Raw genomic sequence first — 11,186 nt, 5'->3', positions numbered from 1 at the left:
ACCTATTTTAAGTACCCGGAATACGTGCGTAAGGCTATCTACACCACGAACGCGGTTGAGGCCGTACATCGTCAGTTTCGTAAACTGACGAAAACCAAGGGTGGTTTTGCCAACGAGAACAGTTTACTCAAACTGCTCTACGCCGGTATATTGAAGGCTCAGGAGCGGTGGTCACACCCGATTCAAAACTGGAATTTAACGCTATCTCAGCTGTCCATCCATTTTGAAGGACGACTGGATGCTCACATCGATCTGTGATTTTTAACGTGACACAGAATTTTGAACACCCTCTCCCTGTAAGCTCGGCGCCAACATCCATGTTGGCGACGGTCACTGATGCGCATATGCCGGGTGATTTGGTGCAGTCTGCGGGTGAAGTGTTTTGGCTGTCCTCACTCTTTCATGAAAATCAAATTCTCTTTATGCTGCACTGCTCCAACAATATTTCCGGCTTATATCCTACAGTGTTAAAGTCCGCTTTAACAGAAACCGCTCCGGGTGCTGGGGAAGTTGATATCACAACCCATCTTTTATTTTCTCCAATTAAGATAAGTCCGCATTCAGCAATTATGTCATCTTCTTCATTTATTAGAATATCAAGCGATGAAATATCTATCGGCTCAATAGCCACATATGTAATTAACTCTTTATTACTTTCAACTGGCTTCAAGTCCATTCTTAAATACCCATATTCTTTCCATCCTGTAGAACTCGCAACATCTGATGAAAAACTGAGAGTTTTATCAAAACCTTCAAAATAAAGGTTAAATATCCAAGCACAAGATAAGTTCTGTGATGCTGGGACACCATACCCAATCACTCTATTGTTCAAAAGAATGTGTTTTATAATGTCCAGTGAAACATCACCAGTACTAAACTTCAAATATTTCATTGTTTATTCTGCTCTTTTGATGGGTAATGCAATGTCTCATGAGGTTTGTCGCCATTAGCAGGAATGTCAATACTTGAGCCACTTCTTCTATTTTCTGGCCTTCCAAAGATTCCATTTTCACCGATCTGACTGCCTGGAGGTGCCGAATCTCCAGGCCCAGCAGGACGAGTCCCACCAGAGGGCTGCAGGCTCTACTTTTCGGCTCGTCGCCTTCTTACTAATAGATAGGTCCCTGTAGACTCCACACAGCAAAAGTGTTGTGGGTGTCCTGACTTTTGCTTATACTTGAGCCACTTCTTCTATTTTCTGGCCTTCCAAAGATTCCATTTTCACCGATCTGACTGCCTGGAGGTGCCGAATCTCCTGGCCCAGCAGGACGAGTCCCACCAGAGGGCTGCAGGCTTGTCGCCCTCTTACTAATAGATAGGTCCCTGTAGACTCCACACAGCAAAAGTGTTGTGGGTGTCCTGACTTTTGCTTGTTTGGGTTTGGAATGGCTTCCGGCTGATTGTGCCACTCATTGCCTGCCGCAGGCCTTATGCATATGCACCTCAGTGACACGCTGTGAATACATCCCTGTAAGCTCGGCGCCAACATCCATGTTGGCGACGGTCACTGATGCGCATATGCAGGGTGATTTGGTGTAATCTGCTAGTGATGAATTAGTCATTGATCGTATTGGGTTAGTGTTTAGCGATTAAACACTATATATTGTGTTGTTTATTTTAATTTAGCACAATATATATTGATAGCTTAGTTTTTTATCTGTACTATTAACTGGCATTTCACAGAATGAGGAATCAGTAAATGTCAGGAAAAAACCAACACGCTGTACCACACCCTGAAGGTGGTTGGGGGGTCAAAGGGGCTGGTAATGAACGTTTTACCAGTCGACATGCCACTCAAGCAGAAGCTGCAGCAGTGGCTAGAGAAATTGCTCGAAGACAAGAGTCAGAAGCGTTCGTACATCGAAAGAATGGAACGATACGTGAACGTGACTCATACGGTAACGATCCTTTTCCACCGAAAGGCTAGTTATCGGTTGCTGGTTCTCTTTCGTGAGAACTTATAAAGGCATGAGCCGTATGCGGGGGAAACTCGTACATACGGTTCTTAGGGGAGGGGGAGCCAGGAATGGCTGCTCCTTACCCGACATCTGCCCAGCCGCAGATTGATCAAGGCGGTTGCCTTGGTCTCTCTGTGACCACAATAAAACCCCGGATCTGTCCGGGGTTTTGTTTATTCCGAGAAAGGAAAAGGCCCGCGCATCGAACGCGGGCCTTTTCCATTCCAGCGGTTTCTGCCGAGGGCGGGGGAGTGGTTTGGGTTTGGAATGGCTTCCGGCTGATTGTGCTACTCATTGCCTGCCGCAGGCCTTATGCATATGCACTTCAGTGACACGCTGTGAATACATCCCTGTAAGCTCGGCGCCAACATCCATGTTGGCGACGGTCACTGATGCGCATATGCCGGGTCATTTGGTGCGACCTGCGGGTGAAGTGTTGTGGCTGTCCTCACTCTTTTCTCTTAATGGAGACCCTCGAAATAGCTAAACTTTTTAGTTTTATATTTCTAGAGCTTATTTATTTCCGATTCGTAATAGTAGTAGTGAGGGTGTTTGCTATCAAAGATAAAATCCCAAGCTTGAATTGCATTTCCAAAAAAACCATCTACGGAGGTTTTTTTTGATGAACCATTTTCCTTTATCAGCTTGTTTGTATATTTTATTGCTCCAGATATCAAGAAATGTCCTCTGATAAAGTCAGAATTTTTTCTATTAGATCCAATGATAGAGACTTTTGTTTTTTCTAAGTATGGTTTTAGTTGTTTTGATAATGAATTCGACGTTATATGATCTTCTATTTTTTTATCTGATGGTGTGATTGAATCTGCTGATGTCATGAATTTAGTACAGTTTGAGCATAGAATGTTTAATCCTTTATTGTTTGTGTCATTTGCTGCGTCCATTAAAATTAACTCATCAAAATGATTAAAGAATTTTTTCAACCAAGACAAACACTCGTTATGAGCGTTGGTACTATTCTTTTTACGACCATGGATTCTCGCCACACGACATATTACCTTTTCACAAATAATTGTGTTTTCTATAGAATGTCCATACGTCATTAATACTTTTGGGTTGTTGTAATGGTCTTTCCTTAATAAAGAGAAATCCATATCCATTGCTGCGAACGCTGTTAATTCACCCGAGTTAATCTTCTTAATTCTTTTTGAAAGTTCTTCTTTCCCATTTACGGACTCTATTTTGTATTTTGATATTATATTGAATTTGGCAAGAATGTGTTCCCAGAATATTTCGTCATCTTCACCTTCAACATATAGCATTTCTTGACAATCATGAAAAAGAGCTCGTACATTTTCTGCATCATTACTGTAATAGAAGTTATCTGACATTTACCACACCTTTCATATCTTTTATATAACTTCTATATTTTGATGCAACTTCAGGCGAATGGGTTGCAGCAATCACTTGTGCTTCTGGATTTAATTGCCTGACAGCAGGGATAATTTTTCTTTGCCATTCAATATGTAATGATATTTCAGGTTCGTCAGTTAAAAAAATAAATGGTGATGATCGCTGTAGAAGTGTTTCTATTAAAAGGATTAATAGCTGTTTTTCGCCAGATGATAGCTTTTTTAACTCTATTTCTTCATTGTTTAAATTGGTTGCTGTGAGTCCGCCTGCATCTAGATGAAATTTTTTATCTGGTATAAATTCTTTTAGTATACTTATAAAGAGTTCAATTTGGCTAAAAACTTTGTTTGTTTTTTCTTCTGCGGCAAGAGACATTTCAATAATTTTTCTCGTTCTAACAAAAGCCTCTAGTGCTGCAAAATCTATTTTTGTTTGACTTTTTTTGTTTTTACTGGTGCGTAGTTGTTCTACCGCCATGTCTATAGCGTCAACATGTTTAGTTATCTTATTTTTTATTGTTCTGTCCATAGCATTTAGTCTTTTGTATGCTGTGACTAGACTGTGTGTTTCCTTAGCTCTTTCAAAGTCGTTTGGAATATAAAGCTCTAGTTCTGAATCTGTGTATAGAATAGATGCCAAAACATCTTTCTGGAGACTGATTGATATATTCCTTGCTTCTAGTCCTAGTTCAAGTTGATACTGAGTTAATTCTGATGTTAGTTGACTTAAACGGAAGTCTACAGGGGATATTAGTTTTTTCTCTTTTTTGTCAAATACTTCTATCTCATCCCCTCCTCTAAGTCTGTAAACTGATAAAGATGCAAGAGATACAAAGCTACTAATTATTTTTCTTAGTTCTGATGAAACCTCCATTGCTCTTTTCTTATAGTGTAATCCAATTCTAATGTCATTTGTTATTATGGTTCTTAAACTGTACTTTTTATTTGATATGAAGTAGTCGATAAATGCAAATTGTGAGTTTTTATTTGATTCCTTTTTAACCTTTATGGTTTTTTGTTTGTTGTTGTGGTTTAGTTTTATTTCAATTTGGTCGAAGTCATTTTCAATTAATGCGTCAAGGTCAACATTTAAGGCTGAATGTAAAATGTTCATGAATGTTGTTTTTCCTGTTCCGTTTTTCCCTATAATGATATTAACATCTTTGTTGAATGTGCAGTAAGCATCTGCTCTATACCAAAAGTTATTTATTTTTACTTCTGTAACTTTGAACATTTTTATGTCTCTTTCAGGTTTTGTTTGGTATTTGATATACCTGTTGATTTTTTATGAGGTTATTTTTGGCGTAGGAATTATCCGCATCAATAAGACGGCGATTTTTCTCTTTCTTTCATATTTTTAGTACTTGGTTTTATTGAGTGTTAGTTAACTCTGGCTCTTGATTGCTGAGAAATAAAAACCGCATACCGAACCTATAATCGCTCCTGAAAATGCAAGTATTTCAGAGAAGTATTTGTTCTCAAATAGAGCCGATACGCCGATGATACCTAATAGGATTATTACTAAAGAAATCGCCAATAGGGGGGCTATTCGCTTGTTCATTCTTTCTGTTAACGGTTCTGCTTTTCCTATGCCACCGCATGAACCACAAAGCAGTCCATGTTGATTTCGTCTGCGCCAGAATGGTAGTTCATTCTTCTTGGCACAGACTTCACACGAGGTGTTATCTTTTTTGCTGCTGCAGGTTCCTGTACCAGAGCAGTGCTTGCAGTCGTATAGGTTGACTTTGACGTCTTGCATCTAGATTCATTCCTTTGAAAATACAGCGCTAAGATTGATTTTTTGGTTAGGGTTCAGCTATTCCGAGGTCGGGAGCGAGCCCATTGCGCCGAGATACTACTTAGGTGGTGGAATAAGCTTGGCAACTGGCGTCCACTGAAATGCGCCTCTATTACCCGTAATTTTGACGCTACCGCCCCTGATTTTGGCTATCAGACAGCAGTTTCTGTCATGTTGAATATTCTTTTAAAACAACGTTTAAGCTATCAATTTGTTGCCGGTGAAACCTTTGTCTAGGTCACAAGTTGCACAGCGGTTAAAGTGGCTTGGGTCAGGGAGGAATATGAGGTGAGGTATTGAAAGCTTGTCCTTGCCTTTTGCCTGCTCCGGGTGAGCGTGGCTGCCATCCCTGATTGTTGTTCGCACTTTAGCTAGCGCTTAAGTATTGCTTTTAGTTGGTTTTTTGTTAAAAGCTTAGCCAATCCTACAATATTGCCGCGGTGAAAAACAAGCTTTACCGCATGGGGTTTTGTTGTGCGGTTTGGCTGAAGTAACTTGTTTGAGTGACTTGTTTGAGTGGCTTATTTGAGTTGCCTGCTTGAGTTGCCCGTTTAATTTGCTCGCTTGAGTTAGCGGCTTCAGTGAATGGTTTTGCTGGCCTGTTGACGGGCAAAAAGTGGCTGGCGGGGAAGCGGCAATGATTTTTAGGGAAAAGTGAACGGTTTTAACCGGTTTTTGAGGATGTTGCAGCAGTTGCTGCCGGGTTGAGATGTTAGTATCGGTGGCTTGAATCTGTTCTGTTGCTGCAGCGGTTTTTTGTGGCTGTTGCTGTATAGGGCTTTGGAAGTCGTAGAGAAAGTTATCGGGATTGTGTAGTGAAAGGAAAAGTCGTTTCGTATGTCTCATCTAAAAAATTTGGCTTTATCAATGGGGAGGATGGTGAAAGCTATTTTCTGCATGTTTCGGCCCTGGTGAACAGGAGTGATGAGGCTAAGCTGGTCAAGAATGTGCTGGTCGAGTTTGACCCTACGCCAACCCCCAAGGGATTGTCTGCCAAGCAGGTCCGTATTCCTGAGGTCTATATAAGAGAACGACTGCTGAATTTCTTCACCTCCAAGGGTAGCAATCCCAAGCATGGTGACGCCGCGTTGCGCTTGCCTATTTCGACCCGTTTTTTCAAGGACCCGGCCAAGGGGCGCCAGTATATAGAAGAACTGGCTAAGCAGTGTGGCTGCAATGCCGTGCTCGGGCTTGAGTTTGAAAAGAAGACCTTCTCCGAAGGCAACTATCGCTTTACCGGCCATGCTTTCAAGGGGGAGTTGGCCCTGGTCACTGAAAAGCAGCCCTGTGACACCAAAGAGATGGCCCTAGCTGCCGAGCGGCAGTTGCAGCAAAGAATACAGGCGGCTGAGCAGGCCTTTGGGCCGATACAAGAGGCTGAGCTTAAGGCAAGGCAGAGCCAGCTTTCCGGTTGCCTCGGCAGCGCCGTTGCTGTGCTTGCTGTGGTGGCTATCCTGCCAGCGGCGATTATCGCCGGTATCGCCGGTCTGTTCCCGCAGTAACAGGCATGGTGATTTCAGCTTGAATGGATGAAAAAGTGTACTTAACTACACTTTGCGTCGTTCTTATGGCCCCATTAACTCCATATGCATCGGGTGCTTGGATTAAGGCCTGCAGAAAGGAAGCGGCATTCACTCAGTAAGTGGTGGCAATGTTTTGTGGTGTCACCAACAAAACCTTGATCCGGGTAGAGATGGCTGAAGATGTCCATATCTCTACTGTCTTCAAGATACTCAATGGTTTGGGGTTCGTTTGCTGGCGCAGCCCAAGCCTGATGTTGATTTGACCGGGTGTTACTGGATATGGGTGGTACTGGATATGGGGGGTATAAGTGGAACCGCAAACCTTGTCTTGGATATGCATCTTGGTGACCGAATCATAGGTGAGTTGTTATTCGATGCCGCCACCGAGAGTTTTGCCGTCAGTTATCGCCGGTATATTTCCTTGCTGAGGCAGGCTGTTGTTTCAGCGCTTATCTGTCTCTTGGCCGAGCGACAGATAAGCGGCGAAACCAAGCTCCTTGCGTAGCCCTTAGCTTTATCTGCCTGGGCGGTCTGTCGGCGGCTTAACTTAAGGTCGGCAAGTGTCAGAATTGCCATCTGAACTGCACATCCGGGACTTGCAGATACCTGAGCTCGTTCACCAGCTTGTCTTTTTCATTCAGCAGCTGTTTTTTCTTCTCCAGGGTGCTGGCCTTGTCTGTCATGGACACCAGCTTCTGATCCAGATCGCGGATTTGATAATCTATCTGACGCAGGCGGCTGCGGATCTCATCGGCACGTTTGTTGAGCTGGTATTGGTGGTAGCCGGCATTGTACTGTTCGACAAAGGCGTTGCTGGAACAGACACCGGCATAGCCTTCACCTGCCAGGCCGACTCGGTAGCCATTTTCCGGCTGACAGTAGTTTTGCAGCCCCTGTAGATAGCCATTGCGCCACTCGCCATGATCAACCCGAATGCCGAACTCGGCACAATCTTCGGCATAATTATTGATCCTGCTGGCATGAGCGCCATTGTTGCCATCCTGAAGTCCGAGGGAAAACCAATCTGAGTTTTGGCATTGGTTGAGGTCGAGTGAACTGCATTGGGTCAGCATGAGCGCGCTCAGTGCCAATAAGATATTTTGGTATTTCATTCTGTAAATGACTGCTTATTAGTTGAATAAGCCTAATCCGTGGCGAGGAGTCGGTATAATACAGCGATTAGCTCCAAACCTGATACGTATTAATACAAATTTACAATTTAGCCTGGAAAGGGCCCAACATGTTCGCCGGATTGACCCAAGTATCAAACTCGGCCTCTGTTACCAGTCCTGACTCCAACGCAGCTTGCCTCAGACTAATGCCTCTTTGGTGGGCGTCCTTGGCGATTTGGGCCGCCTTGGCATAGCCTATGTGAGGATTGAGGCTGGTGACCAGCATCAAGGAGCGCTGCAGCTGCTTGGCTATCATCTCGCGGTTGGGTTCCAGCCCCGAAGCGCAGCGCTCATCAAAGCTCAGACAGGCATCACCCAGCAATTCGGCGCTTTGCAGCAGATTGGCGGCAATGAGCGGCCGAAAGACATTGAGCTGAAACTGGCCGTTGCTGGCACCTATGCTGACGGCGAGATCGTTGCCCATCACCTGAGCCGCTACCATGGTCAGCGCCTCGCACTGAGTCGGGTTAACCTTGCCGGGCATTATGCTGGAGCCGGGTTCGTTGGCAGGCAACTGCAGTTCCCCTATGCCGCAACGGGGGCCGCTGGCGAGCATGCGAACATCATTGCCTATCTTCATCAGGCTGACCGCCAGGCGCTTGAAGGCGCCGCTGAGCTCGACCATGGCATCGCTGGCACTCAGTGCCTCGAACTTGTTGGCCGCGCTGACAAACTGCTCACCACTGAATGACGATATCAGTTCGGCAGCGCGCTCGGCATAACCTGCGGGAGCATTGAGCCCTGTCCCCACGGCTGTGCCGCCAAGGGCCAATTCACGGCAGTTTGCCAACGCCCGCTCTATGGCGCCTATGCCTTTATCCAACTGAGTCACCCAGGCACTGATCTCCTGTCCCAGGGTCAGCGGGGTGGCATCCATAAAGTGGGTGCGGCCGGTTTTGGGAATATCGGCAAACTGTTGTGACTTGTGTTTTAGGCTATCGCGCAGCGCAGCTATGGCGGGCAGTGTGTGCCTGCAGGTCTTGAGCACCACGGCAATATGCATGGCGCTGGGGAAGGTATCATTGCTGCTCTGGCTGCGATTGACATCATCGTTCGGGCTCAGGCTGATGGCCTTGTGTGCCAGCGCCATGCCGCGATTGGCTATTACCTCATTGAGGTTCATATTGGTTTGGGTGCCGCTGCCGGTCTGCCAAATGACCAGGGGAAAGTGCTGCTCCAGTTGGCCCGCCAAGATTTCATCACAAACTTTGGCGATGAGCGCCGCCTTGTCCTTGGGCAGTTGCCCAAGCTCGGCATTGGTCTGGGCTGCGGCTTTCTTCAACAGGGCGAAGGCGTGGATGATGGCCTTCGGCATACTCGCTTGCGGGCCTATGGGGAAGTTTTCCAGACTGCGCTGGGTTTGGGCGCCCCAGTATTTGTCTGCTTCGACCTTGACCTCGCCCAGGGTGTCGTGCTCAATCCGATATTGCATTGTCGCCTCCTGTCGTCTGTTGCCGTCCTCAGCATAGCATGGCCTTTGGGTTTCTCCTGAAATAATCCGCCGGGTTTCCCGGTCTGGGTTGGGCGGCCTGTTTCAGGCTTGGATTCTGATTTTTACAAAGGGAGTAAGCATGAGAGTATCGGTTTGGCCTGCGTTATTGCTTTTGGGAGCTCAGTTGTGGGCTTTGGGCTCCAGTTCGGTAATGGCGGCTCAGGCAAATGATTTTATCCAGGTATTTGAAGCGCTTTCCGGTCAACATCCGGGAGAGCGCAAGGGACATGCCAAGGGAGTTTGTACCATTGGCAGTTTCCGGCCAAGTGCCGGGGAGCCCTGGCTCAAGGAACTATCTCTGTTTGCCACAGAGCAGGCTCTGCCCGCTCAGGTGCGTTTTTCCATGGCGGGTGGCGATCCTTTTGTGGCCGATACCAGTCGCAGCCCAAGGGGGATAGGCGTGCGCATCGAACTGCCGGACGGGCAGGTGCATCAGTTGGCCGGGTTGACCACGCCAGTGTTTCCGGGGAAAGATCCCGACAGTTTTCTTGGCTTGCTGCGCGCGTCACTGGCGCAGCGTGAGGGGGAAACCGGCGCGGTTGCACGCTATCTGCAGCAACATCCGGATGCCGCCCGTCAGGGGCAGTGGCTAAAGCAGCACAATCCACCGGCGGCCTATACCTCGGTCAACTACTTTGGCATTCACAGTTTTATTTTTGGTAACCAAGGCCAGCAAAAGCGCTTTGGTCGCTGGGAGCTTTGGCCTGTGGACGGGGAGCAACCATTGACGGATGCCGAGATGGCGCAGTTGCCGGATGATTTTCTGCAGGAGAGGTTGATGCAGAGGCTGAAAACAGGGCCTGCTCAGTTTGAGCTTAAGCTGATCCTGGCCGAGGAGGGGGATCCCTTACTCGACCCTTCACTGCAGTGGCCGGATAACCGCCCCAGGGTTACTCTCGGGCGCCTGAGCATAGACTCGGTTGCGGCTTCGGCCTGCGACAGGCTGAACTTTGATCCCAATGTGCTCAGTAAAGGGATTGCCGCCAGTGACGACCCTGTGCTGCGGCTGAGATCCGCGGCTTATGCCATCTCTTTCGGCAAGCGTTTAAGCGGCCGGTAACGGCAATAAAATGACAGGAACGAACCTAAAAAATGTAGCGCTTTATCGTTGTTATATGTACATTTTTTATCGTTGGGGGCGATAACTGTGTGTCAGGTTCGCTCCTGTCGAAACTTTAACGGATTAAGCTGAACTTCTGGCTCAACTGACGAATGCGCTGCTGCAGTTGCTGCATTTCTCCCATCAGCCGGGATTGTCTGGGTCTGCCTGCCGTTTCATTCTGCGCCAGCCACTGATAAACCTGTTTGGTGGAGATCCCATGCTGACGGGCAACGTCAAACATGAGCCTGCCGTTTTGGGTCACTTCCTTAATGGCTTGCTGTCGCAGCTTCTGCTCGTTAATTTCCATACTGCCTCCTTGATGGTTCAAGAATGGTTTTCCAGAGCTGTGATTCCACCTCTGCTATTCCACATCCCATTGGCTGTAGCCCAAGTGCTTGAGGCAATGCCAGAGTGAATGCCAACTGCTGCGCATTTTCATCAATGTTTTCATAATGACTCCTGAACGGTGGAATACTGCTTTATAGGTATGTAAGAAACATGCCAGTTTTTAATCTTCTTTTAATATGTTGATATAAAAGAAAATTGATTCATTTCATTATCGGGTGTATCTGCCTGGCGCCACCCAATAGAGTGCAGTCTGCTCTATTTTGGGACTTCATTTGATGTCAGCGCCATGACACTTGGCTGACAATCCGGGGGTGGGAAAAGTCGGATTTGACTGAATCCATGCTGAACGCCGTGCGGATTTGCCACCTCTATGGCCTCCGGGGGATTGCCTGCTTGAAGCGCTGCTATATACTTTGGCGCCAG

At 46.6% G+C, this 11,186-nt stretch carries 13 protein-coding genes and 1 pseudogene; 6 read left to right on the top strand and 8 right to left on the bottom strand.

Annotated elements, in window-relative coordinates; genetic code table 11:
- The coding region (locus AYI96_RS04845) for a transposase (protein ID WP_144361100.1) at nt 1-258 on the top strand (258 nt) is incomplete at its 5' end.
- A gap of 151 nt (nt 259-409) precedes the next feature.
- Here the strand turns inward: AYI96_RS04845 and AYI96_RS04840 are convergent.
- Nucleotides 410-892, bottom strand: a complete 483-nt coding sequence (locus AYI96_RS04840; protein WP_144361099.1) for a hypothetical protein — start codon at nt 890-892, stop codon at nt 410-412.
- An 807-nt stretch (nt 893-1,699) separates the two neighbouring features.
- Between AYI96_RS04840 and AYI96_RS04835 the strand changes: the two genes are divergently transcribed.
- On the top strand, nt 1,700-1,927 hold the full coding sequence (locus AYI96_RS04835) for a DUF2188 domain-containing protein (RefSeq protein ID WP_144361098.1): 228 nt from the start codon (nt 1,700-1,702) through the stop codon (nt 1,925-1,927).
- A gap of 537 nt (nt 1,928-2,464) precedes the next feature.
- On the opposite strand, the gene AYI96_RS04830 is transcribed toward AYI96_RS04835, so the two are convergent.
- The 4 genes from AYI96_RS04830 to AYI96_RS20260 all read right to left on the bottom strand — a co-directional run bounded on the left by AYI96_RS04830 (nt 2,465) and on the right by AYI96_RS20260 (nt 5,972).
- The gene (locus tag AYI96_RS04830) at nt 2,465-3,307 is read right to left on the bottom strand and encodes a DUF4435 domain-containing protein (protein WP_144361097.1); all 843 of its coding nucleotides are present in this window, start codon (nt 3,305-3,307) and stop codon (nt 2,465-2,467) included.
- Nucleotides 3,297-4,562 carry an AAA family ATPase gene (locus AYI96_RS04825; protein WP_144361096.1) on the bottom strand — a complete coding sequence of 422 codons (1,266 nt, stop codon included), beginning with the start codon at nt 4,560-4,562 and terminating at the stop codon, nt 3,297-3,299. The genes AYI96_RS04830 and AYI96_RS04825 overlap by 11 nt, the downstream gene beginning before the upstream one ends.
- A gap of 150 nt (nt 4,563-4,712) precedes the next feature.
- Nucleotides 4,713-5,087 carry a molecular chaperone DnaJ gene (locus AYI96_RS04820; RefSeq protein WP_144361095.1) on the bottom strand — a complete coding sequence of 125 codons (375 nt, stop codon included), beginning with the start codon at nt 5,085-5,087 and terminating at the stop codon, nt 4,713-4,715.
- A 453-nt stretch (nt 5,088-5,540) separates the two neighbouring features.
- Nucleotides 5,541-5,972: a hypothetical protein gene (locus tag AYI96_RS20260; RefSeq protein ID WP_186300014.1), complete on the bottom strand. Its 432-nt coding sequence runs from the start codon at nt 5,970-5,972 to the stop codon at nt 5,541-5,543.
- On the opposite strand from AYI96_RS20260, the gene AYI96_RS04815 reads away from it, so the two are divergent.
- The 3 genes and pseudogenes from AYI96_RS04815 (at nt 5,942) to AYI96_RS04805 (ending at nt 7,154) form a co-directional block, all read left to right on the top strand.
- On the top strand, nt 5,942-6,628 hold the full coding sequence (locus tag AYI96_RS04815) for a cold-shock protein (RefSeq protein ID WP_144361094.1): 687 nt from the start codon (nt 5,942-5,944) through the stop codon (nt 6,626-6,628). The genes AYI96_RS20260 and AYI96_RS04815 overlap by 31 nt on opposite strands.
- Nucleotides 6,629-6,693: 65 nt before the next feature.
- Nucleotides 6,694-6,873: pseudogene (locus AYI96_RS04810) on the top strand (helix-turn-helix domain-containing protein); the annotation flags it as partial.
- A gap of 71 nt (nt 6,874-6,944) precedes the next feature.
- Nucleotides 6,945-7,154 (top strand): hypothetical protein, encoded by a 210-nt coding sequence (locus AYI96_RS04805; protein WP_144361093.1) that lies wholly within the window; start codon nt 6,945-6,947, stop codon nt 7,152-7,154.
- A gap of 58 nt (nt 7,155-7,212) precedes the next feature.
- Here the strand turns inward: AYI96_RS04805 and AYI96_RS04800 are convergent, their stop codons facing one another.
- A complete protein-coding gene (locus AYI96_RS04800) occupies nt 7,213-7,761 on the bottom strand; it encodes a DUF2799 domain-containing protein (protein WP_039033497.1) in 549 nt (182 codons plus the stop codon).
- A 100-nt stretch (nt 7,762-7,861) separates the two neighbouring features.
- Nucleotides 7,862-9,253, bottom strand: coding sequence for a class II fumarate hydratase (gene fumC / locus AYI96_RS04795; protein WP_071476725.1), 1,392 nt, complete (start codon nt 9,251-9,253; stop codon nt 7,862-7,864).
- A 139-nt stretch (nt 9,254-9,392) separates the two neighbouring features.
- On the opposite strand from fumC, the gene AYI96_RS04790 reads away from it, so the two are divergent.
- Nucleotides 9,393-10,373 carry a catalase family peroxidase gene (locus AYI96_RS04790; RefSeq protein WP_144361092.1) on the top strand — a complete coding sequence of 327 codons (981 nt, stop codon included), beginning with the start codon at nt 9,393-9,395 and terminating at the stop codon, nt 10,371-10,373.
- A gap of 115 nt (nt 10,374-10,488) precedes the next feature.
- Here the strand turns inward: AYI96_RS04790 and AYI96_RS04785 are convergent, their stop codons facing one another.
- Nucleotides 10,489-10,722, bottom strand: a complete 234-nt coding sequence (locus AYI96_RS04785; RefSeq protein WP_144361091.1) for a transposase — start codon at nt 10,720-10,722, stop codon at nt 10,489-10,491.
- Nucleotides 10,723-11,186 lie beyond the last annotated feature (464 nt).

The sequence above is a fragment of the Shewanella sp. MSW genome, assembly GCF_007636515.1.
GTDB classification, from domain to species: domain Bacteria; phylum Pseudomonadota; class Gammaproteobacteria; order Enterobacterales; family Shewanellaceae; genus Shewanella; species Shewanella indica.
The sequence above is the reverse complement of the archived record's forward strand: the minus strand, read 5'-3'. Positions and strand labels throughout refer to the sequence as shown.

Bases quoted from the DNA above. Each gene is read 5' to 3' on its own strand.
- AYI96_RS04840 (WP_144361099.1), bottom strand. From the start codon at position 892: ATGAAATATTTGAAGTTTAGTACTGGTGATGTTTCACTGGACATTATA.
- AYI96_RS04835 (WP_144361098.1), top strand. From the start codon at position 1,700: ATGTCAGGAAAAAACCAACACGCTGTACCACACCCTGAAGGTGGTTGG.
- AYI96_RS04830 (WP_144361097.1), bottom strand. From the start codon at position 3,307: ATGTCAGATAACTTCTATTACAGTAATGATGCAGAAAATGTACGAGCT.
- AYI96_RS04825 (WP_144361096.1), bottom strand. From the start codon at position 4,562: ATGTTCAAAGTTACAGAAGTAAAAATAAATAACTTTTGGTATAGAGCA.
- AYI96_RS04820 (WP_144361095.1), bottom strand. From the start codon at position 5,087: ATGCAAGACGTCAAAGTCAACCTATACGACTGCAAGCACTGCTCTGGT.
- AYI96_RS20260 (WP_186300014.1), bottom strand. From the start codon at position 5,972: ATGAGACATACGAAACGACTTTTCCTTTCACTACACAATCCCGATAAC.
- AYI96_RS04805 (WP_144361093.1), top strand. From the start codon at position 6,945: ATGGGGGGTATAAGTGGAACCGCAAACCTTGTCTTGGATATGCATCTT.
- AYI96_RS04800 (WP_039033497.1), bottom strand. From the start codon at position 7,761: ATGAAATACCAAAATATCTTATTGGCACTGAGCGCGCTCATGCTGACC.
- fumC (WP_071476725.1), bottom strand. From the start codon at position 9,253: ATGCAATATCGGATTGAGCACGACACCCTGGGCGAGGTCAAGGTCGAA.
- AYI96_RS04790 (WP_144361092.1), top strand. From the start codon at position 9,393: ATGAGAGTATCGGTTTGGCCTGCGTTATTGCTTTTGGGAGCTCAGTTG.
- AYI96_RS04785 (WP_144361091.1), bottom strand. From the start codon at position 10,722: ATGGAAATTAACGAGCAGAAGCTGCGACAGCAAGCCATTAAGGAAGTG.